Annotated in this window: 20 protein-coding genes; 11 read left to right on the forward strand and 9 right to left on the reverse strand. The window is 69.2% G+C overall.

Going from position 1 to position 25091, the window contains the following annotated elements; translation table 11 throughout:
- The first annotated feature begins 50 nt into the window (after window positions 1-50).
- The 8 genes from GXY15_00380 to GXY15_00415 all read left to right on the forward strand — a co-directional run bounded on the left by GXY15_00380 (window position 51) and on the right by GXY15_00415 (window position 6507).
- Window positions 51-1007 (forward strand): DUF1559 domain-containing protein, encoded by a 957-nt coding sequence (locus GXY15_00380; protein NLV39673.1) that lies wholly within the window; start codon window positions 51-53, stop codon window positions 1005-1007.
- Entirely contained in the window at window positions 1007-1852 is an 846-nt protein-coding gene (locus GXY15_00385) for a zinc ABC transporter substrate-binding protein (protein NLV39674.1), read from the forward strand. The genes GXY15_00380 and GXY15_00385 overlap by 1 nt, the downstream gene beginning before the upstream one ends.
- Window positions 1849-2592 carry a metal ABC transporter ATP-binding protein gene (locus GXY15_00390; protein NLV39675.1) on the forward strand — a complete coding sequence of 248 codons (744 nt, stop codon included), beginning with the start codon at window positions 1849-1851 and terminating at the stop codon, window positions 2590-2592. The genes GXY15_00385 and GXY15_00390 overlap by 4 nt, the downstream gene beginning before the upstream one ends.
- Window positions 2481-3431 carry a metal ABC transporter permease gene (locus GXY15_00395; protein ID NLV39676.1) on the forward strand — a complete coding sequence of 317 codons (951 nt, stop codon included), beginning with the start codon at window positions 2481-2483 and terminating at the stop codon, window positions 3429-3431. Before GXY15_00390 ends, GXY15_00395 begins: the two co-directional genes overlap by 112 nt.
- On the forward strand, window positions 3404-4015 hold the full coding sequence (locus tag GXY15_00400; GenBank protein ID NLV39677.1) for a class I SAM-dependent methyltransferase: 612 nt from the start codon (window positions 3404-3406) through the stop codon (window positions 4013-4015). Before GXY15_00395 ends, GXY15_00400 begins: the two co-directional genes overlap by 28 nt.
- A gap of 114 nt (window positions 4016-4129) precedes the next feature.
- Complete coding sequence (aroF, locus tag GXY15_00405; GenBank protein ID NLV39678.1) at window positions 4130-5134, forward strand: 3-deoxy-7-phosphoheptulonate synthase; 1005 nt, start codon at window positions 4130-4132, stop codon at window positions 5132-5134.
- A 22-nt stretch (window positions 5135-5156) separates the two neighbouring features.
- Complete coding sequence (gene scpB, locus GXY15_00410; GenBank protein NLV39679.1) at window positions 5157-5762, forward strand: SMC-Scp complex subunit ScpB; 606 nt, start codon at window positions 5157-5159, stop codon at window positions 5760-5762.
- A complete protein-coding gene (locus tag GXY15_00415) occupies window positions 5755-6507 on the forward strand; it encodes an rRNA pseudouridine synthase (protein NLV39680.1) in 753 nt (250 codons plus the stop codon). Before scpB ends, GXY15_00415 begins: the two co-directional genes overlap by 8 nt.
- Here GXY15_00415 and GXY15_00420 read toward each other — a convergent pair.
- The 5 genes from GXY15_00420 to GXY15_00440 all read right to left on the reverse strand — a co-directional run bounded on the left by GXY15_00420 (window position 6497) and on the right by GXY15_00440 (window position 14987).
- A complete protein-coding gene (locus GXY15_00420; GenBank protein ID NLV39681.1) occupies window positions 6497-7435 on the reverse strand; it encodes an ABC transporter permease in 939 nt (312 codons plus the stop codon). The two genes, GXY15_00415 and GXY15_00420, sit on opposite strands and share 11 nt — an antisense overlap.
- Window positions 7436-7600: 165 nt before the next feature.
- Window positions 7601-12379, reverse strand: coding sequence for a hypothetical protein (locus GXY15_00425; GenBank protein NLV39682.1), 4779 nt, complete (start codon window positions 12377-12379; stop codon window positions 7601-7603).
- Window positions 12380-12622: 243 nt separating this feature from the next.
- A complete protein-coding gene (locus tag GXY15_00430) occupies window positions 12623-14071 on the reverse strand; it encodes a tetratricopeptide repeat protein (GenBank protein NLV39683.1) in 1449 nt (482 codons plus the stop codon).
- Window positions 14011-14739 carry a glycosyltransferase family 39 protein gene (locus GXY15_00435; GenBank protein NLV39684.1) on the reverse strand — a complete coding sequence of 243 codons (729 nt, stop codon included), beginning with the start codon at window positions 14737-14739 and terminating at the stop codon, window positions 14011-14013. The genes GXY15_00430 and GXY15_00435 overlap by 61 nt, the downstream gene beginning before the upstream one ends.
- 98 nt (window positions 14740-14837) lie before the next feature.
- Complete coding sequence (locus GXY15_00440; GenBank protein NLV39685.1) at window positions 14838-14987, reverse strand: hypothetical protein; 150 nt, start codon at window positions 14985-14987, stop codon at window positions 14838-14840.
- Window positions 14988-15301: 314 nt separating this feature from the next.
- Between GXY15_00440 and GXY15_00445 the strand changes: the two genes are divergently transcribed.
- Window positions 15302-17293 (forward strand): hypothetical protein, encoded by a 1992-nt coding sequence (locus tag GXY15_00445; protein ID NLV39686.1) that lies wholly within the window; start codon window positions 15302-15304, stop codon window positions 17291-17293.
- Window positions 17294-17302: 9 nt separating this feature from the next.
- Here the strand turns inward: GXY15_00445 and aspS are convergent, their stop codons facing one another.
- A complete protein-coding gene (gene aspS / locus GXY15_00450; GenBank protein NLV39687.1) occupies window positions 17303-19081 on the reverse strand; it encodes an aspartate--tRNA ligase in 1779 nt (592 codons plus the stop codon).
- A gap of 205 nt (window positions 19082-19286) precedes the next feature.
- Here aspS and GXY15_00455 point away from each other — a divergent pair, with 205 nt between their 5' ends.
- Entirely contained in the window at window positions 19287-20597 is a 1311-nt protein-coding gene (locus GXY15_00455) for an NYN domain-containing protein (protein ID NLV39688.1), read from the forward strand.
- Between the two features lie 72 nt (window positions 20598-20669).
- Here GXY15_00455 and rplL read toward each other — a convergent pair whose 3' ends face one another.
- From rplL to rsgA, 3 genes are all read right to left on the reverse strand, one after another.
- The gene (gene rplL, locus GXY15_00460) at window positions 20670-21056 is read right to left on the reverse strand and encodes a 50S ribosomal protein L7/L12 (GenBank protein ID NLV39689.1); all 387 of its coding nucleotides are present in this window, start codon (window positions 21054-21056) and stop codon (window positions 20670-20672) included.
- A 63-nt stretch (window positions 21057-21119) separates the two neighbouring features.
- Window positions 21120-21812 (reverse strand): 50S ribosomal protein L10, encoded by a 693-nt coding sequence (locus GXY15_00465; GenBank protein ID NLV39690.1) that lies wholly within the window; start codon window positions 21810-21812, stop codon window positions 21120-21122.
- Between the two features lie 361 nt (window positions 21813-22173).
- Complete coding sequence (gene rsgA / locus GXY15_00470; protein NLV39691.1) at window positions 22174-23202, reverse strand: ribosome small subunit-dependent GTPase A; 1029 nt, start codon at window positions 23200-23202, stop codon at window positions 22174-22176.
- 714 nt (window positions 23203-23916) lie between these two features.
- Here rsgA and GXY15_00475 point away from each other — a divergent pair.
- Window positions 23917-24855, forward strand: coding sequence for a 1-phosphofructokinase family hexose kinase (locus GXY15_00475; protein ID NLV39692.1), 939 nt, complete (start codon window positions 23917-23919; stop codon window positions 24853-24855).
- Window positions 24856-25091 lie beyond the last annotated feature (236 nt).

The raw sequence follows: 25091 nt of genomic DNA on the forward strand, positions 1-25091 counted from the left end.
TTCCTGATCATTCGTAATACCGCCCCGCGATGAAGGAAGGAGCAGGGAGCATGCGCAGAAACGGATTCACACTCATTGAGCTGCTGGTGGTCATCGCCATCATCGGGATACTGGCGGCCATTCTGCTGCCCGCGCTGGCCCGCGCGCGCGAGGCGGCGCGGCGCGCCTCCTGCCAGAACAACCTGAAGCAGTTCGGGCTGGTGTTTAAGATGTACGCGAACGAGAGCGGCGGCGGGCAGTTCCCCCCCTGCGCGCCCTTCGGCAACCCGTTCATGAACGGCATGACGCTGCTGAGTTCTCCGTCGGCGGAGGCGGTTTATCCAGAGTATCTCTCCGATCTGGAGACGGCGAGGTGCCCGTCGGACGCGGGGGTGGACGCGGCGGGGCAGTTTGTCGCCACGCGCCTGCCGGACACGGGGGATTTTGACTCGTGGGTGGCGGACGCCCGCGCCGCCGGGGACCGGGTGGCGGAGAACTTCTTCCAGAGCGCGCGGCTGGGCCGCTCCTACGCGTACAAGGGCTATGTGGCGTCGAACTTGGCGGAGTATTACGGGCTGTGGGGCGCCATGGGCGCGGTGCCCTTCACTGCGGTGGTCTCCATACCCGGCCTGACCACGCCGGTGCGCATCAAAGATTTCACCCAGGACCTAAAGCTGGACGATGGCGCGTGGCCGACCATGGTGGACCGCACGGCGGCCACGGGCACGGCGGGCGGGACCGACATGCTCCGCCTGCGCGAGGGCGTGGAGCGCTTCCTGATCACGGACATCAACAACCCCGGCGCGGCGGCCAGCGCGCAGAGTGAAATCCCCGTGCAGTGGGACACTTTCGGCAATCCGTCGGAGGGAACGTCCACCGCCGGAAGCGCCGTGTTCAACCACATCCCGGGCGGGTCGAATGTGCTGTACATGGACGGCCATGTGGAGTTCATCCGCTACCCCACCCGCTTCCCGCTGGTGGAGGATGCGGGCATCCTCCGCGAAAACGGCCATTTCGGGCTCTACTGATGACGCGTGCACACACGGGATTCCCACCGCTTCTGGCGGCGGCGTTGCTGGCGGCCTGCGGGGCCTTTGCCGCCCCGGAGACCGTTGTGGCGGGCACGGCCCACCTGGCGAACGCCGTGGCGGACATCACGGGCGCGGAGGCGGCCCCCTTCGTCCTGATGCCTCCGGGACAGTGCCCCGGCCACTATGACGCGCGCCCCGGCGACATCGCCCGCCTGTCGGAGGCCGGGGTGGTGCTGCTCCACGACTGGCAGCGCCCGATGGGCAACGTGCGTCGCGCGCTTGCAGCCGCCGCCGTGCCGCCGGAACGGATCATCGCGGTCTCGACCCCCGGCAACTGGATGGTGCCTGAGACGCAGCAGGCGGGCCTCCGGGAAGTGGCTGAGATCCTCGCACGCCTCCACCCGGACCGGGCGGAAGCCTTCCGCGCGGCGGCGGAGAAGCGCGCACAGGCTGTGGCGGAACACGCCCGGGCGGCGCGGGAACGCGTAACCGCCTCGGGGGCCGCCGGCCTGCCCGTGGCGGTGAACGAGATGCAGGCCCCGTTCGTGAAATGGGCGGGGTTCAGGACCCCCGTGGTCTTTGGCCGCGGGGAGGAGCCGGGGGCGGCGGAACCGGCCGCCCTGGCGGGCGACGCGCGGAAGGCCGGGGTGCGGGCGGTGGTCAACAACCTGCAGAGCGGCAACCCAAAGGCGGCGGAGACACTGGCGGCGGAACTGGGCGTGCCGCTGGTGACGCTGTCCAATTTCCCGGGCGCGGACCCGGACGCATCCTCCTGGGAGGCGGCGCTGGATGCAAATCTGGACCGCCTGCTGGACGCGCTGAAGCCCGGCGGCACGGAATGAGCGCGCCGGTCGTCGAGATACAGAACGCCGTGGTCGCCTACCGTTCGGGGGTGGCGCTGGACGGCGTGTCCCTCTGCGTGAACGCGGGGGAGGCGGTGGGCATTCTCGGCCCCAACGGCACGGGAAAGAGCACCCTGCTGATGCTGGTCAACGGGCTGGTCCGCCCGCAGTCGGGGTCGGTGCGCGTGCTGGGCGGGGAGCCTTTCCGCGCGATGCGGGGTTACCGGCTCCGCCGCCGCATCGGCTACCTGGCCCAGACCCAGCGGATTGACCCGCGCCTGCCCGTGACGGTGCGCGAGACGGTGGCGGCGGGACGCTACGGCCGCATCGGGCTGCTGCGCCGCATGGGCCGGGCCGACCGGCGCGCCGTGGCGGAGGCGATGGACCGCATGGGCGTGGCGCACCTGTCGGGGCGGCCGCTGGGCCACCTGTCCGGCGGCGAGCTCCAGCGGACGGCGCTGGCGCGCGCGCTGGCCCAGGAGCCGGAAATCCTGCTGCTGGACGAGCCGACGGCGTCGGTGGACCCCGGCGCGCGCGGCGCGCTGCTGGCGCATGTGGACGCGCTGCCCGCGTTGACGGGCGCGGCGATGCTCTATGTCACCCACGAGACCGGCGCGGTTCCGGGCGTATGCGCGCGCCTGGCCCTGATGCGGGCGGGGCGCGTGTGGCGCGACGGACCGCGCGCGGAGATGCTGGCGGCGGACACCCTCCGCGCGCTCTACGGGGAGGAGGGTCTGTGAGCGGCTGGGCGATTTTCCACTACGCCTACCTGCAGAACGCGGTGCTGGCGGGGCTGCTGGGCGGCGCCGCGTGCGCGGTCGTGGGGGTGTTTGTCGTGACGATGCACCTCTCCTTCCTGGGCGTGGGCATCGCGCATGCGGCCTTCGCCGGGGCGCTGTTCTCGCTGCTGGTGGGGGCGCCGCCCCTGTTCGGCGCGCTGCTCTTCGGCCTGGTGACCGCCGCCGCCGTGGGGCCCCTGGCCGACCGCGCGGAGTTCGGCCCGGACACCGCCACGGGCATCCTGTTCTCCCTCATGATGGGGCTGGCCTTCCTGTTCCTCGGGCTGACGCCGGGGGCCAAGACGGAGGCCCTGGGCCTGTTCTGGGGCAGCATCCTCACGCTCACGCGGGGGGACGTGCTGGTGCTGGCGGGGGTGGCGGGCGTCCTCGCGGCCTTCCTCCTGCTGTTCTACAAGGAAATCCAGGCCGTGGTGTGCCACCGCCAGGTGGCGCGGGCCGTGGGCATCCCCGCGGCGGCCGTCACCTACGGCATCCTGCTCGTCACGGGGCTGGTCATCGCCGCCGCCCTGCCCGGCGTGGGGGGCCTGCTGGTGTACACCCTGGTCATCAACCCGGCCGCCGCCGCCCACCAGCTCACCTGGCGCTTCCGCAGCATGCTCCTGCTTGCGGCGGTGTTCGGCGTCCTGTCATGCTGGACCGGCCTCGCCCTGTCGTGGATGTTCAACCTCCCCGCGGGCGCGGTCATTGTGCTGGTGTCCACGGCGGTCTTCGCCGCGGCCGCCGTGTTTTCCCCGAAGAGAAAGGCCGCCCGATGGACCGAGAAGAACGCCGCCGCCTGACCCGGAAAACGCGGGGCTTTTTCGACGCCCTCGCCCCCCGGTGGGAGGGCATCATCGCCGACGGGCACGCCGAACGGCTCCGGGCACTCCTGTCCCCCGTCCTGTTTGACGGCGCGCGGCGCGTGCTGGACGTGGGGGCCGGGTCCGGCGTGCTGTGGCCCATCCTGCGCGAGAGGCTGGATGCCACTGCCCTGCTGGCCGCCGTGGATTTGTCGGCTGCCATGCTTAAACAGGGTCCGGCGGCCGCCGCCGCCCCGCTGGTGGCCGACGGCGAGGAGCTGCCGTTCGGCGACGGCGCCTTCGACTGGGTCTTCTGCAACAGCTGTTTCCCCCACTTCACGGACCAGGGGGCCGCCCTGGCGGAAATGTGCCGCGTGCTGGGGCCGGGGGGCACCCTGGTGGTGTGCCACAGCGAGAGCCGGGCGGCCATCAACGAGATTCACCGCCAGACCGGGGGCCAGGTCGGCGGGCATGAACTGCCGGAGGATGGGGAGATGGTCCTGCTGGCGCGGGGGTCGGGGCTCACCCCCTCGCTGCTCCTGGACGGCAAGAAGGGGTACCTCTTCCTGGCGCAACGTGCCTGACAGCGTCCTCCGCGCCCTTCCATTGTGTTATTCCCGCCCAAACGGCTATACTTTGGGCAGGCAGGCGAGGGGGCACACGATGAAACAGGAGACTACAGCCCGGTGATTATTGTAATGGCATCCTCCAAGAAGGAGGACGTGGCCCATGTGGTCCATAAAATCGAGGAAATGGGCTACAAGGCCCATGTCATCGTGGGGGTCGAGCGCACGGTGGTGGCGGCGGTGGGCGATGAGCGGGGCAAGGAGCGCCTGATCTCGCTGGAGGCGCTGCCCCATGTGGAGAAGGTCTTCCCCATCCTGAAGCCGTTCAAACTGGCGGGACGGGAGGTGAAGAGCGACCCCTCCATTGTGTCGGCGGGAAAGGCCCGGTTCGGCGGGGGCTTCTTCTCGGTGGTCGCGGGGCCCTGCGCGGTGGAGTCGGAGGGGCAGATCAAGGAGAGCGCCCGGCTGGTGCGGGACGCCGGGGCGGCCATGCTGCGCGGGGGCGCCTACAAGCCGCGCACCTCGCCGTACAGCTTCCAGGGCATGGAGCTGGAGGGGCTCAAGCTGCTGTGGGCCGCCGGCCAGGAGACGGGGCTGCCGGTGGTGACCGAGGCGGTGACGCCGGACCAGGTCGCCGTGGTGGCCCAGTTCGCGGACATGATCCAGATCGGCGCGCGGAACATGCAGAACTTCGCGCTGCTGCGGGCGGCGGGCAGGGCGGGCAGGCCGGTCATCCTCAAGCGGGGCATGATGTCCACCATCAACGAGTTTCTCATGTCGGCGGAGTACATCCTGTCCGAGGGGAACCCCGACGTGATCCTCTGCGAGCGGGGCATCCGCACCTTTGAGACCGAGACCCGCAACACGCTGGACATCCAGGCGGTGCCTGTGATCCGGCAGATCAGCCACCTGCCCATAATCATTGACCCCAGCCACGCCGCCGGGCGGTGGGAGCTGGTGACCCCGATGGCCTGCGCCGCCGTGGCCGCGGGGGCGGACGGCCTCCTGGTGGAGGTGCACCCCAACCCGGCGGAGGCGATGTCCGACGGACAGCAGTCGCTCAAGCCGGAGCGCTTCGTCCAGATGATGGACGCCGTCAGGCCCCTGCTCGCCGTGATGAAGAAGGAACTGTGCTAGGAACCGCGGGAATCCGTTGACCATGACCGAAGAAAACCCCGGACAGGACGTCCCCGAGATCGAGGAGTCCGAACTGGAGCTCGAGCAGGTGGAGATGCTTAGCCGGGAGGAGACCCGGCAGGCGCTCTACGCCATGCTGTTCTCCAGCGACCGCCCCATGAGCGCCTCCCGCCTGGCGGAGGCCCTGGGAGACATAGACGCGGAGATCGTGTCGAACCTGCTCGCCGAACTGGCCCACCAGGTCAACGGCAACGCGCTGGTGCCCTATGTCCTCAAGGAAATCGCGGGCGGATACCAGCTGCTCACCAAGCCCCAGTACGCGCCGTTCATCCGCCGCCTGCTCCGGGTGAAGAAGAGCAACCGCATGTCCCGGTCGCTGCTGGAGACGCTGGCCATCATCGCCTACAAGCAGCCCGTGACGCGCGCGGAGGTCGAGGCCATCCGGGGGGTCAGCGTGTCCTACGCCTTTGACCAGCTCCAGGAAAAGCGGCTGGTCAAAGTGGCCGGCATATCGGACCTGCCCGGCCGCCCGAAACTGTACCGCACCACCGATGAGTTCCTCGTGACCTTCGGGCTGCGAAGCATCAAGGAGCTCCCCTCCCTGGACGAGCTGCGCGTGCATGACTGAGAACGCCGTCAGACTCCAGAAATTCCTCGCCGAGTGCGGCGTCGCCTCGCGGCGCGCCTCGGAGGAGCTGATCGCGGAGGGGCGCGTCGCCGTGAACGGCGTGACGGCGCGGATCGGCCAGACGGTGACCCCCGGCGCGGACCGTGTGACGCTGGACGGCCGGGCCGTCGGGGAGACGGAGGAGAAGGTCTACCTGCTGCTGAACAAGCCGCGCAACTGCGTGACGACCGCCCGGGACACCCACGGCCGCAGGACGGTGCTGGAGTGCGTGCGCGGCCTGAACTCGCGGGTGTTCCCCGTGGGGCGGCTTGACTTCGACGTGGAGGGCGCGCTGCTCCTGACCAACGACGGCGAGCTGGCCTTCCGTCTGATGCACCCCCGTTTCGAGGTGGAGAAGGTCTATCTGGCCTGGGTGCTGGGCGCCGTGACGCCGGAGGCGGTCCGCCGGCTGGAAAGCGGCGTGCGGTTGGAGGACGGCATGACCTCCCCCGCGAAGGCGGCGGTCCTAAACGGCGGGCCGAAGACCTCGCTCATCCGCCTCACGATCCACGAGGGGCGCAAGCACGAGGTGAAGCGCATGTGCGCCGCCGTGGGCCACCCGGTCCACGCGCTGCGGCGGGTGGAGTTCGCCGGACTGCCCGTGGAGGGGCTCCGCCCGGGCGAGTGGCGCTGCCTGACGGCGGACGAGGTGGCGCGCCTGCGCGCCCTGGCCGAAGAAGGGTCCCCGCCCCCCCCTACTCCCTGAGCAGCCCCGCGCGGCGCTTGCGCCAGGTGTCGTAGAAGACGAGCGTCACCAGCAGCGCCCCGATGAGCACCTGCTGCCAGTCCACAGAGATGCCCTCCAGATTGCAGAAGTTGTAGAGAACACTCATGATGAGCGCTCCGGCAATCGCCGCCAGCGCGCCGCCCTCCCCCCCCGCCAGGCTCGCGCCGCCGATGACGCAGGCCGCAATCGCGTACAGTTCGTGCATTTCCGCCGCCGTGGGCGAGGCGACGCTGGAGCGCGCGGCGAGCATCATGCCCCCCAGCCCCGCCATGGCACCGCTTACTGAATAGGCGATGACGCGCACCCGGTCAACCGGAATGCCGGAGAGGCGCGCCGCCTCGGCGTTGCCGCCGACGGCGTACAGGGCGCGGCCGAACTGGGTGTAGCGCAGGACCAGGGAGAACAGGACCGCCAGCGCCACCATCACGGCCACGGGCATCCACCACCCCCACGCGCCCGTGCCTCCGAGGATCATGAGCGGCGGCGGCACCGGCACAGGGCGCGCGCCGGACACCACCAGGGTCAGCCCGCGGGCCGCCATCATCATGCCCAGCGTGGTGATGAAGGGGGCGATGCGGCCCCGGGTGGTCAGGAGCCCGGTGAACAGGCCGCAGGCGAGCCCTGCGGCCACGCCGACCGGCAGGGCCGCCTGCCACGGCCAGCCATGCTGCACGGCGAGGCAGCCGATCATGCCCCCGAAGGCCGCCACACTGCCCACGGACAGGTCAATGCCCGCAGCCAGCACGACCAGCAGCTCGCCCAGGGCGATGACGCCCACCACGGCGGTGCGCTGCGCCACGCTCTTGAGATTGGCGGTCCCCCGGAAGTCCGGGGAATAGACGGCCAGCACCACGCAGAGCCCCGCCAGAATGAAGAGGGCTGAATGCCGGGCGAGAAAGCGCTTCATGAACGGAATCCTTTGGTCCGATTGGCTTGGGGCGGCGGAAACGCGGCGGGGGCAGCCGCGCCCGGCTATTCTATCCGCCCCCCGGGCGCGGTGCAACCCGGAATACGCGAAGGGGCCCGGCCCGCCTCTCGGCGAACCGGGCCCCGGGTTCAAGATGTCAGCGTTTTACCCGCGGCGGCGCCGCAGTGCGGCGGTGCCCGCCAGGGCCAGCCCCGCAGCCGCAGCCGCCAGACCGCCCAGGCCGGCGACCGGCGTGCCATACGCCACCGTCAGCTCGCACTGGGCCGTCAGGGTGTCGGTGTAGCTGTCGAAGGCGGTCAGCACGTAGGTGCCCGCGTCTTCAAACGCCACGTTGGTGAGCTGCAGGTCCGAGCCGTTCGGCAGGGTCGCCGTCGGCGCGACGGGCACCCCGTTGAACTGCCATTCGAAGAACACCGGGTCATGCCCGCCCGTGGTGCGGACGCGCAGCAGGTAGTCCTTGCCGAAGATCGCCGTGTCCTCCGCCGGAATCGTCTGCGTGAAGGCCAGACGCGCGGCCAAGGTGAGCGTGGCCTCGTTGGACGGATAGGCGCCGCGGTCGTCCGTCACAACGCACCAGTAGGTGCCCGCGTTGTTCACCGACAGGTTGTTCAGCGTGAGCACGGGCGAATTCACGCCCACGTTGGTGACGACGCCCGCCCGCTGGCGCTTCCACTGGAAGGACCGCGTGCCCTTGCCACCGCCCACGACCACCTGGAAGAACACGCTGTCATCGTAGTAGGCGCGGCGCGCCTGCGGGTGCTGGATGAACGTGATCAGCTGACCCGCGTAGAGGTTGCGTTCGGCGTAGTCCGAACCGGCCGTGTTTGTCACCGTGCAGCGGTACAGGCCCTCGTTTGCGGCCTGCACGTTGGTGAAAGAGAGCACCGGTTCCGTGATGCCCGTCACGTTGCCCTCCGCGATGGGAGCGCCATCCTTCGTCCACAGGTAGGTGAACGGCGGGGTGCCGCCCGACACCTGGACCGTGAGCGTGGCGGGGCTGCCGAAGGGCGCGACCCCGTCGCTCGGGTTCGGGGTGATCCCGGAGACCTCGGGCGCCAGGTTCAGGGCGAGCGTGGCGGGGTTGGACACCACGATCCCGTCTGTCCCGTCCAGCTCGCAGGTGTACACGCCCACATCGGCCTGGGCCGCCGAGGCGATGTTGTATTCAATCACCAGCGGGGCCGCCGCGAGGGTGCCCGCCGCGCCGGGACCCGTGAGCGCCACACCGTTCAGCTTCCACTGGTAGCCGATCGGCAGTGTGCTGAGATCGCCCACCGTCACGGTGAACGTGACCGGCTCGCCCGGGTCAACGATCACGCTGGCGGGGTGGCCGACAATGTAGGGGTCGCTGATCCGCAGGTTGGCCATGGCGGAGTCCACGGCACCGTCCGCGCTGGTCACGCGGCAGAAGTAATCGCCCACCTCCGCCTCGGTCACCGGGGAGACCACCAGGGTGTCCGTCGTGCTGAGCACCGTCGCGCCGCCATCCTTGAACCACTCATAGGACAGCGCGCTGCCCACGGCGCCCACGCTGAACGTGGCCGACCCGTTAAGCGACGCAATCTGACTCTGCGGCTGCATGGTGATGGCCGGGTCGAGCACGTTCAGATCGGCCCGGTTGCTGAACACGGCGTTCGCGCCGGACTGGTAATCGTTGCTGATGCGGCAGCGGTACCCGCCCGCCGGCCAAGTAGGCGGCTCATCGGCGTTTTCCGCGGCCGTGATGGTCAGGGTGGACAGGGTGCCCTGGGTGTCCACCGACGCGCGCGGGTTCACTCCGGTCACCTCCTGGTCTTCCTCGTCCAGCCAGGTCATCTGCAGGCCCGGAAGGCTGCCCACAACGGAGCAGATCAGCGTGGCCGTGTCCCCGTACCTGACGGCGGAACTCACCGGATGCGCAACGACCAGAATCGGCTCGTAAACGGTGATCTGCGCCCAGTCGGAGTTGACCCAGTCGTTGTCGGGGTCGCCGGTGGTGTTAATGGCGCGGCTCGCCGAGTTGCGGATCTTCACGCGGTACCTGCCCGCGTCGGACAGGAGCGCGCCGGTGCCCGAAAGGGGCAGCAGGATCGAGTTCGAGACCGCGGCCCCCGTTGTCAGGCGAAGCAGGATTTCCTCGCCGGGCTGGCCCTCCTTGACCCACATGTAGTCGAACACCGGCGTGCCGCCGGACAGGCCCACTTCGAGCGTGAAATTTCCGCCCACCGGCACGTTCTGGCTCAGGGGCATGGTGGCGATCACCGGCACGTTGTTGACCGTGAGCGTGGCCGGGTTGGAGCTCAGGTCGCCGTCGGGCCCCGTGAGCGTGCACACATAGACGCCCTCGTCCGCGTCACGAACGCCGGTGAGGACCAGCGTCTCCGCAGTGGATCCGGTGATCACCGTGCCCTCGGGCGTGGTGCCGTCCGCGAGGGGCGCGCCGTCCTTGAACCACTGGATGGCGTTGACGGTGCCCGCCGTGGTCACGGCGAATTCCACCACGGCCAGCGGATCCACGACCTGCGACACAGGCTGCGTCAGCAGCGCCGGGTCGGAGACGGTCAGCACGCCGCCGGAGAGAAGGAACGAGGCGCCGCCCGCGGAGGGATCGGTCACAAGGCACTCATAGAGGCCCTCGTCCGCGTTCACGCAGTCGGAGATGGTGAGGATGGCCGTCGCGGCGCCGGCATACTTGGCGCCGTCCGAGAGGTCAATCCCGTCGTGCCGCCACTGGTAGACCAGGCCGGGGAAGTCCCCGGCAAGCACGGAGAACTGCGCCGGGCCCTCAACGTTGGCCGTCAGGGTCTCAGGCTGCACCTGCGGGAGGCGCACCGCGAGGGCAAACACGCCCGCAGGCACCGTCGTGGTCCACACCCGGCCGGCGGGAAGCACGCCCGGCGCACCACCCGCGCCGTTGATCAGCACGGGGGGATTCGACCCGACCACCACGGCCACATTGTCCATGGGCTGGAGGGAGGTGTTCTTCACCACGAGCTGGTCGTGGCCCTCGTACACGGAGTAGTTCGCCGCCGGGGGCTGTCGCAGCACGCAGGCGCGCATTTGGCCGTTGTCCGGAAGCAGCGCGTCCACCTGCACCTTGTTCCAGAAGGCGGCCTTGAGCCAGCCGGCCGCCGCGGGGCCGCCGTCCAGTTCGGGAATCTTCGGCGTGTCGGTCCCCGTGTAGGAGTTGGCGGCCGTGAGCAGCGCCGGATTCGCCGTGGTGCCCTGCACCACCGACGCGCCGCCCGTCGTGTCAAAGAGCGGCTTGTTGGCGCTGTGCGCCGTCACGTTCATGTTGGAAATCCAGGTGAACCGGCCATTGTGCTCCGGCGCGTTGTCGGCGACATTGAGCGCCTTCACCAGCCGGCCGCCCGCGAGCACCACCGACCCCATCACTTTGGCCATGCCGGGCGTGCCGTAGCCCGCCGCGCCGCCGTTGCCGCCGTTGCCGCCCTTGCCGCCCGCGCCGCCCAGGCCGCCCGCGCCGCCGGAACCGCCGTCACCGCCCCGGGTGCCGCCATTGGTCGCACCCGTGCCACCCGCACCACCGGCGTAGCCTGAACCGCCCGCACCGCCGGATTGTCCCGTGGCACCCGGGCCACCGTTCGTCTGTCGCGTCGCGGCGCTCACGTCAAACGTGCTGCCGCTGATGTTCAGCAGGCCCTGAGCGGCCAGCACAAACGCACCGCCGCCGCTGGCACCTGTTGCACCACCTGCGCCGGAGCCGCCGGTACCGCCGGAGCCGCCCGCGCCGCCCGGCCCGCCGGTACCGAAGGTGCCGCCATTGATGCCGGACCCGTTCGCGCCCCTTCGGGTGTCAGGACTTGGAATGACCGCATTGGCTCCGGCGAGGGCCGTGTTGCCGCCCATGGCAGGAGCACCCGAACCCTGGACCGCGCCGGAGGAACCCCCGCCGCCGCCCGCGCCGCCGCCGCCGCCCGCACCGCCGCCGGACGCGCCGCCTGCACCGCCACCACCACCACCGCCACCGCGCACAACAATAGCTGTTGAACCACCGCTTCCACCGCCGCCGCCACCGCCCGCGCCGCTGCCGCCGGATGCTCCGCCGCCGCCCGCGCCACCCGCACCACCACCACCACCGCCGCCGCCATGCCCGGCCGCCAATGTCAGATCATCTGCAGGCGCGGTGAATGCGGGCGTCCCGCCCCCACCGCCGACACCCCCGTCTCCACCCGGATTGCCAATGTTGCCTGTATACCCGGCGGCACCCGTACCGCCCGCCGACCCGTTGCCGCCAATAATCCCGCCACTGCTCCCGCCGCCACCGCCATTACCGCCCGCAACCGCGCCGCCACCGGTCCCCACGGAACCAACAACCCCACTTCCACCGCCACTCCCGGCGGTTCCACGGGATGCATATCCCAACGAACCGCTATTGCCATTCAGTCCGGGCTGGCCAGCAAGTCCGCCCGCTCCGGCAGTGCCGTCAGCACCCTGCAAACCCGCCGACCCATCCGTTCCGCCAGCGTAGACCCCGCTGCCGCCCGCGCCGCCCGCACCGCCCGCGCCGCCCGCACCACCCGAGCCGCCAACACCGCCGGCGCCGCCCGCGCCGCCCGTGCCGCCCGTGCCGCCGCCCAGCGTGCCTGCGGGAACAAACAGGTGGGGGCCCCACAAGATGTCGCCGGTGGCGGTGATGGACAGAGGTCTCGACCCCGTCACGTTCACGGAAACGCTGGCGCCCACCGTCAAATTGGCGAAGGGAAAGACGGCGACGCCGTCAATCTCCACGCCGGTCTTGGACTGCGCGCCCCATTGCATGATGAGCGTGTCGGTGTTGATGTTGAGCGCGCCCGCAGTGACCGTCCAGTCGCCCAGCGACCCGTCGCTGCCGTAGATGGCCTGGGCCTGCGCGGTGCCCGCCAGGACACACGCGGCGGCCACGAGGAGGACCGCCAGAGGCGCCAGTGAGGTCCGGGGCACACCCCTGACCTGTGAACGGAAGAAAGATACGATTACGCCTGACATTGTTCACTCTCCCAAGAGTTGGTTAACCGTACTCCAAGTCTCGAACGCGCCACCTCAGATTGCCCTCAAGAAGCCCGCGTCCTAGGGATACCTGTTAAATTGTAGATACAATCGTTTCCAAAGTCAAGGAAAATGCGGAATCTTTTATTTTCTCCTGTTGCATGGGAGAACAGGCGGAAGGCAGGATGGGGGCGTTTTCTACGGCCGGACGGCCTCAAGTTTTTCAGCCAGACGGGGAAAATCCGGGTTCAGAAGGCGCACCTTCTCAAAGTACTCGCGCGCGCGATCCCTCTGTCCCAGGGCCAGAAGCACCGTGCCCAGGTTGAAATTGGCCCCGAGATGGTCCGGATTCGCCGCCAGCGGGCGCTCGTAGTGGGCGAAGGCGTCATCCACACGGCCTGCGGCCACCAGTGCGTTCGCCGCCTCCACGCAGAGTTCCGGGTCGCCGGGCCGCTTTTCCAGCGCGCTGGCGAAGGCGGCCAGCGCGTCCTCCGGCCGGTTCAGGCGCAGCAGGGCGCGCCCCCGGTTCAGGTCGGCGGCAGGGTCGGTGGCATGGATGGTGAGTGCCTTGTCAAAGCAGGCCAAGGCCTCGTCCGGTTTTCCCTCGTCCAGGGCAAGGGTGCCGAGGTTGTTGAGGGCGATGGGGAACTCGGGGATCAGGCGGAGGGCCTCCTGGAAACGCTTTTCCACCTCCTCCTGGCGGCCCTGCTCGGCGAGGAGCTTGCCGATCTTGTGGAGGACGTAGCCAAACTGCGGCGCGATGCGGAGGGCGGCCTCGTAGTGGCGCATGACCCCCTCCGACTCGCCGCGCCGGGCAAGGTCCGGCTGGTAGGGCACCCACTGCACGGAGAAGAACACCGCCAGCAGCGCGGGCAACGCGGTGGCCCGCAGGACGCGCCCGGTCTCGCGGGACCGCACGGCGTCCAGAATGCGCGCAAGAACCGGGCCGGCCACCACCAGCATCAGGGGAATCGCGGGCACCCGCGCACGTCCGTTCACGAAGAAGGGGATGAAGGAGGCGAGGTACAGCCCGGTGAAAACCAGCAGGAGCAGGAGCACCTGCCCCGCCGTGGCGCCGCCGGTGTCGCGCCGGAGCCGCCCGCTCAGGGCGTCCGACAGCACGAGCGCCAGCCCGGCCCAGAAAAGCGCCGCCACCAGCGGGAAACGGGGGAGGAGGTTCAGGGGCGGATAGAAGGCCATCTCGCGCTGCACCACCTTGTTGCAGGTGATCTCCACGGGGCTCCAGATCAGCACGGCCTTTTTCAGCATGCGCCGGAGGGTCAGGCCGGGGTTGGCCTTCATGAAGGCCTTCGCGCGGCCGGCGAAATACGATGACACCTCGGTGTGCGTCATCTCCGGACGGCCCAATTCCTTCCGCACGCCCTTGACCACGTTGATGTAGTCCTGCGCCGTCCAGTTGCCCGTGCCCTCCAGTTCCTGGAGATAGGGCAGCCACGGCGTCACGCCGTCGGCGTCCGGGTCGTTGCCGATGAGCAGGTTCTCGCCGAAATAGGTGGCGATGGGCACGAACTCGCCGGAGGCGACGTAGTTGCGCACCGTCACGGGAATCACCACCAGCACGGTCGTCACGAGCAGAAGCAGCCACGACGCGGGGATCCGCGCCAGCCGGCCCCGCCGCCACGCCACCCAAACCATCCAGCGGCGGCCAGCGGCCCCAGCCCGAGGATGTTCGGGCGCATCAGGGCGTAGGAGCCGAAGATCAGCCCCGCCAGAACTGCCCAGCCGGGGGAGCAGTTGCGCGACCACAGAAACAGCACGTAGACCAGCAGGGGAAACAGGAACACAAAGAGCGCGGGGTCGTTGACCTCGCCCTCCCAGTAGACGAAGATGCCGAGCACGGCGGCGCAGAACGCGCTGAAGAGCCCCGCCGCCGGGGAGAAGAGCGCGCGCCCCAGCAGAAACAGCACCACGATGGTGCCGAGCCCCAGGAACAGGTTCATCAGGCGCGGCGCGAGATAGCTCCCGTCCGTCAGCCCGTAGACCGCCGTCAGCAGGTAGCCGTAGCCCGGCGGACGGAAGAACGGCGTGGTGCGCATCTCCGGGTCCGTCGTGCCGTCGGGCACCGACCAGTCGCCCGACAGGATCGCGCGGGCGAAATAGTCCTGCACCTGCGGATCCTGCTGGAGGGCGGCGAAATCCGGGGCCTGGGCCACCTGCGCGAGGTAGGCCACCCGCAGGATTAGCCCCAGCAGCAGGATGAGCGCCAGACGCCGCCATTCCCACGGCGCGACGCGCCGTGGAACGCCGGAATCCGTGTCAGCGGGGACGGGGGACGCTGTTGACGGTGTGGTCACGTAGGCTCCTCAGCAAGACAGGTGGGCGCGCGCCCGGACAGCCGGCAGGCCAGGACCGAAGGCCGCGGGGGGTGCAGAAAAAGGGGGCCACGCACGCCCTAAAGCATGTACACAAACGGGGAAACCACCCCCGCACTGCCCGCAAACGCGAACAGGAAGGCGAGCAGCACCAGGGAGATAAGGATGGGCAGGAGCCAGAATTTCTTGCGCACCCGCATGAACGCCCAGAGTTCTTTCAATGTTTCCATGGACACATCCTGTTTTTGGACAACGACTTCACGCAGGAATGGTACCGTCCCCCGCCCGGCAAGTCAACCTTTCGGCGACGCTGGGATTCCCGCAGGGGGAAGAACGCGCGGCGAGGGCGGCCTGCATCGGCGGCACAGCTCCGCAGTCCATACCGTCCATCCAGTCCATATCGTCCATCAAATGGACGGAATGGACTAAACGGACACTATGGACCTGGCCCAATCCCGGAAAGAGAACCGGTGCCGGGGGTGTTTGCTAGAATGCTCTCTCCGGCGGGGTGTTGCGCCGGGCAACGGTTTACGGAGTGACTGTCATGCAGATGAAGAAGAATGCCGGGCTTTCCCGGAGGGCGTTTCTGGGCGCGGTGGCGGCGGGGGGCGCGTTTGCCATCGGGGCGGGCGGTCGCGCGGCGGCGCAGGCGGGAGGCCGGGTGGTCATGCTCGGGTTCGACGGCGCGGAGCCCCGGATTATCGAGGAGATGCTGGGCCGGGGCGAACTGCCCAACCTGGCAAAACTGCGGGACCAGGGCGGCTTCCACGACTTGGGCTCGACGGTGCCGCCGCAGTCGCCGGTGGCTTGGAACACCTTCGCGACGTGCAAGAACCCCGGCGGGCACAACATCTTCGACTTCATCCGCCGGAACCCGCAGGGGCCGACGGGCCCCTTCCCCGTGGTGGGCACGGGCAAGCTGGAGTCCGTCCGCCTGACGCCGCAGGGCATGGTGGAGGCACCGGCAAGCGGGGTCAACTACCGCCGGGGCACGCCGTTCTGGGCCGTGGCGGACGAGCAGGGCAAACGCGCGAAAATCCTGAACGTGCCGTTCATCTTCCCCGCGGACCCGATGAAGAACGGGCTGATGCTGTGCGCCCTGGGGGTGCCGGACGTGCGCGGCACGTCGAGCACCTATTTCTCCCTGTCGGACCGGTTCACGGACGGACAGCTCCGCGAGCCCCTCTCGGGCGGCCAGCGCATGAAGCTGGCCTTTGACGGCACGGACACGGCGGAGGTCGCCCTGCCGGGGCCGCGCGACGGGCGGGTGAAGTTTGGCCAGCCGGGGGCGCACACCACGGTCCCCGTGCGCGTCCAGGTGGACCGCAAGGCGGGCAAAGGCTTCGCCGAATCGGACGGGAAACGCGTGGAGCTGGTGCGGGGCGAATGGTCCGAGTGGCTGGAGCTGCGCTTCAAGATGTCGGACAGCTTCTCCGTGGAGGCGCTGACGCGTTTCTACCCCATGGAGATCGGGGAGGCCGTGCGCGTCTACGCGGGGTGCGTGCAGTTCCACCCACGCGCGCCCTACGCCCCCTTCACGCACCCGAGCGAGTATTCGGCGGAGCTGGCGGAGCGCTACGGGCTCTACAAGACCGTCGGCTGGGCCTATGACACCCACGCCCTGCGCCAGGGCGACCTGGACGAGGAGGCCTTCCTGAAGGACATTGACCAGACCATGGCATGGCGCGAGCGGCTGACGCTGGACGAGCTGGACCGGGGCGGCTTTGACATGCTGGTGAGCGCGTGGACCGCCACGGACCGGGTGGGCCACATGTTCTGGCGGTTCCGCGACCCGAAACACCCGCTCTACCAGCCGGACGCCCCGGAGAAGTGGGCCAAGGCGCTGGAGGCGTCCTACCGCCGCGCGGACGAGGCCACGGGCCGCGTCATGGAACGCCTCACGCCGGAGGACACGCTGTTCGTCCTGTCGGACCACGGCTTCGGCACGTGGCGGACGGGCTTCGACGTGAACGCGTGGCTCAAGGAGCGGGGCTGGCTGGCCGTGGCCGATCCGGCGAAGGCCGGCGAGGGCTTCCTCCAGGGGATTGACTGGGCAAAGACGCGGGCCTACGCCGTGGGCCTCAGCTCGGTCTACCTGAACCTCCAGGGCCGCGAGACGCGCGGCGTCGTGGCGAAGGCGGACGCGGAGCGGCAGGTCCAGGAGCTGGCCGCCGCGCTGCTGGAGGTCAAGGACCCGGACACGGGCGCGAAGGTGTTCGACAAGGTCCACCCGGGGTCGGCGTACCGGGGCGAGGCCATGGCCGACGCGCCGGACCTTGTGCTGGGCTACGCCGCGGCCTACCAGAACCACAAGACGGCGGCGAAGGGCGGCGTGGGCGAAAAGCTGTTCGAGCCGAACGCGGACAAGTGGAGCGGGGACCACGCCTCGACCGAGTGCTCGCTGTGCCCCGGCATGCTGTTCAGCAACCGCAAACTGGCGAAGACCGCGCCGAACATCCAGGACCTCGGCGTGACGGCGCTGCGCGCCCTGGGCGCGTCGGTGCCCGCGGACTATGAGGGCGACATGATCCTGTGACCCGGCGGCTCAGGCCTGGTCGGGCGGGTACTTGACCACGAGGTGCAGCTCGTCAAGCTGGCGCTGCTCCACCGTGCCGGGCGCGCCCATGAGCAGGTCCTGCGCGCGCTGGTTGAGCGGGAACGCGATGACCTCGCGGATGTTCGGCTCGTCGGCCAGCAGCATGACGATGCGGTCGAGGCCCGGGGCGATGCCCCCGTGGGGGGGGGCACCGTAGTGGAAGGCCTTCCACAGGGCGGGGAACTTCGACTTCACGACGCTCTCGGGGTACCCGGCGATCTCGAAGGCCTTCAGCATGACCTCGGGCCGGTGGTTGCGGATGGCGCCGGACGACAGCTCGATGCCGTTGCACACGATGTCGTACTGGTAGGCCAGCACCTCCAGCGGGTCCTGGTTCAGCAGGGCGTCCATGCCGCCCTGGGGCATCGAGAAGGGGTTGTGGCAGAAGTCCACCTTGTTGAAGTCCTCGTTCCACTCGAACATGGGGAAGTCCACGATCCAGCAGAACGCGGCGAGGGACGGGTCAATCAGGTCCAGCTTGCGGCCGAGATAGGCGCGCACCTTGCCCATGAGCCCGTTGGTCTCCGCCCGCTTGCCCGCGCCGAAGAAGAGGGCGTCGCCGTCCTCCGCGCCGGTCCGCGCGATGAGGCCGCGCTTCTCGTCCTCGCTGAGGAACTTCGCGATGGGGCCCTTGAACTCGCCGCCGCGCAGGGCCAGCCAGGCGAGGCCCTTGGCCCCCTCGGACCGGGCGTGGCGCTCGGCGTCGTCGAAGAACTTTCGGGGCTGGTCGGCCGCGCCCTTGGCGTTGAGCACCTTCACCGCGCCGCCCGTCTCGACCTGGGCGCTGAACACCTTCAGCTCGCAGGCGCCGAACAGGTCGGTGCAGTCGGTCATCTTCATCTCGAAGCGCAGGTCCGGCTTGTCCGTGCCGTACAGCTCCACGGCGTCGCGGTAGGTCACGCGCGGGAACACGGGGTTCTGGATGCGCTTGGACGACAGCTCGCTGAACACGCGGACCAGGAGCCTCTCCAGCTCCAGGAACAGGTCCTCCTGCGTGATGAAGGACATCTCGATGTCAATCTGGTAGAACTCGCCCGGGCTGCGGTCCGCGCGGGAGTCCTCGTCGCGGAAGCACGGGGCGATCTGGAAGTACTTGTCGAAGCCGGAGACCATGAGGAGCTGCTTGAACTGCTGGGGGGCCTGCGGCAGGGCGTAGAAGGCGCCCGCGTACAGGCGGCTGGGCACCAGGTAGTCGCGCGCGCCCTCGGGGGACGACGCCGTGAGGATGGGCGTGTGGAACTCCGTGAAGCCCCGCTCGACCAGGTGCTGGCGCACCAGCGCGGCGGTCTGCGAGCGCAGGAGGATGTTGCGGTGCATGTGGTCGCGGCGCAGGTCGAGGAAGCGGTGTTCGAGACGCGTCTCCTCGGGGCAGTCCAGTTCCTGGTTCACCGGGAAGGGCAGCGTCTCCGCCGTGGACTCCACGAGGAAGGCGTCGGCGACGACCTCGATGTCGCCGGTGGCCATGTTCGGGTTCACCGTCTCCGCCGCACGCGCCACCACCGCGCCCGTCACCGTCACGACATACTCGTTGCGCGCGCGCTCGGCCTCGGCAAAGCACGGGCTGCCGGGGTTCACCACCACCTGGGTCACGCCGTAATGGTCGCGCAGGTCAATGAAGACCACCCCGCCGTGGTCCCGCTTGCGGTGGACCCAGCCGGAGAGCTTGACCGTCGTGCCCGCGTCCGTCTTGCTCAGGGCGCCGCAGGTATGGGTGCGAAAGGGGTGCATGGGGGGCCTCCAGAAGAAAAACGGGCCTTCCGGCCCTTATTCCAAGTGCGACAGGCGTTTCCGCGTCCACGCGGAACTTTCGGAATGGTAGCAATCCCCGCGAAAAATGTCAAACCGCGCGGGACGGAAGGTGGCGCGGGGCTTCCCTGCGGGCTTATGATGGGGTGCCCTGCCCCGGCAGGCGGGCGGGCGGAGGGTTCCCGCCATGCGCAGCGCGATATTTGTTGACTTCGACAATGTCTTCATCGGCCTGAACGCCCAGGACGAGGCGCTTGCGCGGTCTTTCGCGACGGCCCCGCTCAAGTGGCTGGAATGGTTTGAAAAATCACTGCCCCTCCACGAGGGCACGCCGGCCCTGGGCCAGCGGCGCATTCTGGTGCGCCGGTGCTACCTGAACCCGAAGCAGTTCGGCGACTACCGCCCCTACTTCATCCGCGCCGGGTTTGAGACGGTGGACTGCCCCGTCCTCACGACGTACGGAAAGACCAGCGCGGATGTCCACATGGTGCTGGACATTCTGGAACTGCTGAACTATGAGGTGCGGCCGGAGGAGGTCATCCTCCTGTCCGCAGACGCCGATTTCACGCCGGTTCTCCTGAAACTGCGCAAGTGGGACCTGCGCACCGTGGTGGTGGCCGTGGGCCCCTCGGCGGCGGCCTACCGCGCGGCGGCCGACATTGTCGTGGACCAGGACGTCTTTGTGGACCTGGCGCTCCAGGCGGTGGGGGAGCAGCGGCCCCGCCGCACCGCGCCCCCGCGCCCGAAGCCGCCCGCGCCGGAACCCCTGGGCGGGGAGACGGCCCCGCCGCCCGCCCGCAGGCCCGCCCCGCGTCCGGCGGCCCCCGCCGAGCCCGCCGCCAAACGGGAGAAGGACCCCTTCTCCGAGTACCTGCGGGTCCTCGTGGACGCGGCGTCGGAGCCCATCGCCATGGCGACGCTGGCCGCGTCCTTCCGGCATCAGTTCCCCGATCTGGGGGACACCTGGGGCGCCCACAGCACCTTCAAGCAGTTTCTCGCGGGACTGGACCTGACGGGCCTGGAAATCTCCAGCGCGTCCCCCGGGCACATCTATGACCCGGCGCGGCACGCGCCGCCCAAGGACGCCCTGCCCGAATACGAGGAGACGTTCCGGACGAAGCACCCCGACCTGGAGCCGCTGGCCCGAAAAATCAGCCAGCTCACGGACACCCCCTTCCTGATGCCGGAGGACTACGCCTTCGTCCTGCGCGCCATGGCGGAGGAGACGGGCCCCTCCTACGAGAGCCTGAGCGAGCTGGCCAAAAAGGTCCGGGACAAGTGCCGCGAGACGGGCATCCCCGTGGGGCGGCAGGCCGTGAACTTCATCGTGCGCGGCATCACCTTCGGCGGGCACCGCTTCGGCAAGACGCAGGACACGGCGGCGAAACTCGCCGACCTCTTCATCCAGAACACCGCGACCCTCTGCAGCGGCGCGCAGTTCAACCTGAGCGACAAGGAGACGCGCCTGCTGAAGACCTGGATCAAGCAGTCCCTCTGACCCGGCGGAGAAAAGAAAAACGCCGCGCGCGGCGTGAAACCGCGCGCGGCGCAAGAGTCTGCGGGGCGGGGATCAGACGTTGCCCTTGAGTTCGACGGTGGCGCCGGCCTCTTCGAGGGAGGTCTTGAACTTGTCGGCCTCTTCCTTCGTCAGGCCTTCCTTGATCGGCGTCGGGGCCTTCTCGACCAGGTCCTTGGCTTCCTTCAGACCGAAGCCGCCGAGGTCCTTCACGACCTTGATCACGCCGATCTTCTGGGCGCCGAAGTCCTTCAGGATCACGTCGTAGGAGGAGGGCTCCTCGGGGGCCGCGGCGGCCTCGGCGGCCGGCATCGCGCCCATCATCATGGGGGCGGCGGCCGTCACGCCGAACTTGTCCTCAAGGGCCTTCACCAGCTCGCTCAGCTCAAGCACGGTCAGGTTGGCCACGCTCTCGATAATCGCATCAAGCTTCTCAGACATGGGTCACTTTTCCTCTTGTATGGCCGCCCGGGGCGGCCGTGTTGTTTTCTGTCATCCGCCGTCTTAGGCGGCCTGTTCCTTCTGTTGACGAATCTGGTCGAGCACGTTGACCAGGTTGCGCGGCAGTGCGGCAAGCACGCCGACGGTGTTGCGGAGCGGCATCGCCATGGTCCCGACGACCTGGGCAATGAGCTGCTCGCGCGGCGGAAGACCGGCAAGCGCCTCGAGCTGGGCCGCCGTGACCGGCTTCCCCTCAAGCACGCCTCCGACCATGGACACAAAGGAAACCTCCTTGCCGAACTCCTTGAGGATCTTCGCCGGGGCGACGGGGTCCTTGCTGAACGCCCACGCCGTCGGGCCCTCCATGAAGTCCGCGGCGGCCTCCATCCCCTGCGAGCGCAGGGCGCGGCGGGCCAGCGTGTTCTTGTAGACCTTGAACTCGATGCCGGCGGCCCGGAGGCGGTTCCGCAGCTCGGAAGCCTGCGCCACATTGATCCCCACATACTTCGCGGCGACCGCAATCTGGCAGCCTTCCAAACGCTGGGTCATCTCGGCGACCGCGTCAATTTTCTGCTGTGTTGGCAAAACGCATTCACCTCCTTTCAAGAGAACCGCGCTTTCGCGCGCGCGGCGCGGCAACGGCCGCGCCAGGTAAAAAAATCCCCGCGCCGTGGGTGACAGCGCGGGGACTTGGCATTCCAAACCTGCCGGGGCGTTTCCGCCCCGCCATGCCCTGCGGCATGGACTAGTCCGCATCTCGGCTGGGTATTAAGGCCCTGCGGCCACCGGCTGTCTGCGACACGCGTCCCGCAAAACTTCGCGGGGACAGGGCTAAGAATACCAAAAACACGCCGTCCGATGCAAGACACGGACGGATGACAAACGACGCACCGCCCCTGATCCACGGACAAGACATCGTGAAAACCGGCGCCGAGGCGGGAACGAGGTTGCTTCAGGCGCTGCGCGCCTTCGCAATGACGCGTATTTCCGCAGTCATTGCGAGCGAAGCGCGGCAATCTCGTTCCCGCCAACGCCTCGACCTACGCTACGGGCCGCCACGAAAACCCTTCGTCGGAAAGCCCCGGGTCCGTCCGTGTCCGTCCGTGCGGTTTCCGGACTACCGCCAGCCCTTGTCCCGCTCAATCCTTCGGATCTCCTTCGCGATCCCCCGCCAACGGGTCTTCTCGATCTGGCGGGCGCTCTGTTCCTGGCGCAGCTCCTGGTACCGGATCTCCCGCCGCAGTTTTTCGTAGCTGCGGAAGCGGCCCCCATCCAGCGTGCCGCCCTCGAGCGCGGCGCGCACCGCGCACCCGGGCTCGTTCTCATGCGTGCAGTCGGCAAACCGGCACTGCGCCGCCAGGGCCTCCACGTCGGCGAAGGCCGTCTCCAGCCCGTCGTCGTCCGACCAGATCTGCAGCTCGCGCATGCCGGGCGTGTCCATGATCAGGCCGCCCCCGGGCAGCGGGATCAGCTCCCGCTGCGTCGTTGTGTGGCGGCCCCGGCTGTCGTCAGCGCGCACGGCCCGCACGGCCTGGCGCTCCCGGCCGAGCAGGGCGTTCACCAGCGACGACTTCCCGACACCCGACGACCCGAGAAGGGCCCCCGTGGCGCCCGGCGGCAGCAGCGCGCGCAGCGCGTCCACACCGCGTCCCGTCGCCGCGCTCAGCACGGCCACCGGCGCGCCGGGGGCCGCGGCCTCGGCCTCGGCCACGCGGGCGTCCACCTCCCCGCAGAGGTCCGCCTTGTTCAGCACGACCACCGGCCGCGCGCCGCTGTCCCACGCCACCGTCAGGTAGCGCTCCAGACGGCGGAGGTTGAAGTCGCCGTCCAGGCTCGTCACCAGAAACACGACATCCACGTTGGCCGCGACCACCTGCTCCTCCGTGCGGTCACCCGCCGCGGTGCGCGAAAAGCGGCTCCGCCTCGGAAGCACCGCGTGCACCGTCGCCGCGTCCTCCTCCTCGCGCGGCGACACCGCCACCCAGTCGCCCACGGCGGGCCACTCCGCCCGCGCCGGGTGCTCATGGCGGAACCGGCCGGAAAGCTCCGCCCAGAGGTCGCCCGACGCCCCGGCCGCCACATACGCCTCGCGGTGCTCGCACACCACCCGCGCGGGTTCCCACCCGCGCCCCAGATACGGTTCCATCTGCCCGGCCCACCGGGCGTCCCAGCCAAGGGCCGCCAGCGCCGGACACACGGGGACGGAATCGTCCCCGAAAGGCTCATCATGAGGGATGCTCATTGCTGTTCTCCGTTGAAAAGGCACACTTCTCTCATCAGGGAAAGAACGGAAAACGTGCGACGGCGCGGGCTGAAGACACACAGCCACCCCGGACGGGCGGCGAAAAGGCGGGAAAGGAAACTACCCCAGCCCTCAGCGGCCGGACCGGAAGCGCGGCATCGCACACTGCACGGCAATATCCATAACGCCTCCATGGTTGGTTGGGCCCTCCAACAAGGGCGACCCCGGTTCATTCAACGGGGGATATTGTAGTGCATGCGGGGGCGCGGTGCAAACTGTAAGCGCAAGAAGGAAGAGGGCGCGGCAAGCGGCGCCCCTACATGCCCGTACCCTGGGCATGCGCGAAACACCGGGTCATCCTCCCGCAGGGGCGCTGCTTGCCGTGCCCTGTGCGCATGCCAAATACCCGGTCGCTCGCCCGTAGGGGCGCTGCTTGCCGCGCCCTGTGTGCATGACAAATACCCGGTCACTCGCCCGTAGGGGCGCTGCTTGCCGCGCCCGGGCGCGGGCACGATAGCCGTCGCTTGTCCGGTGACTGGGGCGCCACGGTCCCACACGCCGCCCACGCCGCCGGTCTGGTAAAATGGCCCCCGCACAACGGCAGAAAGACGCCCCCGCATGATCCTCACAGTCACCCCGAACCCCTGCGTGGACAAGACGGTCTTCATCGCGCGCCTGGAGCCCGGCGGGCGTTTCCGCAGCCCGAAATGCACCCACATCCCCGGCGGCAAGGGCACCAACGTGTCGCGTGCCGTGAAGGCCCTCGGCGGCGACACGGCGGCCCTGGTCATCGTGGGCGGGCACACGGGCCGCCACGTGGTGGACATGATCGAACAGCAGGACGGGGTGCGCTGCGTGCCCGTGTGGGTAGCCGGCATGACCCGCGTCATCACCACGGTGCTGGAGACGGACGTCCACCGCCAGACCGCCCTCTTCGACCCCGGCTCCCCCGTGACCGCCGCAGAGGGGGACGCCGTGGCGGCCGCCTTCGGCCGCGAGGTGCGCGGCGCCGCCGTCGCCACGTTCAACGGCTCCGTGCCCGACCCCGCCCTCGTGGACCTCTATGTCCGGTGCATCCCCCTCGCGCGGGAGGCCGGCGCCTTCACCATCCTCGACTCCTACGGCGAGGAGTTCCGCCGCGGCATCGCCGCCGGGCCGGACATGGTCAAGCCGAACCGCGAGGAGGCGGAGCGCCTGCTCGGGCGGAAACTGGAGACCCGCGCCGACTGCTGGGCCGCCGTGGACGCCTTCCACGCCATGGGCGTGCCGCTCGTCGTCCTGTCCCTGGGCGCTGAAGGCGCGCTCGTCTCCCGGAAAGGCGGCACCCGCCTCGAAGTGACCCCGCCCCCCATCGAGGAGGTCAACCCCGTCGGCTCCGGCGACGCGCTCGTCGCCGGGTTCGCCGTCGGCATCGAGCGCGGTCTCCCCCTCGACGAAACCGCCCGCCTCGCCGTCGCCTGCGGCACCGCCAACGCCCTCTCCTGGGACATCGGCCACTTCACCGCCAAAGAGGTGGAGGAGCTCGCCGCCCGCGTGCGGGTGGCGGCGATAGTCTAAGCCTCTTGGACGCAACACAGAGGTTGGTATAGACAGACCGCAACACTCTCATCACTGAACCGACTACAGGCCCATCGAATCCACAAGACGCCGTCTGTCCACAGGAACCCTTTTCCACCTCGAATCGCACGCTAGTGAGCGTTTCTTCGTGCTCGTAATCAGGCAAGGCCCACCAGGCAAGAGAGTACCCTGGACTTGTGTACGGTGTGCTCCTGATCGACAGAGACCCACGCCCC

The sequence above is a fragment of the Candidatus Hydrogenedentota bacterium genome (assembly GCA_012730045.1).
GTDB lineage: Bacteria > Hydrogenedentota > Hydrogenedentia > Hydrogenedentales > CAITNO01 > JAAYBR01.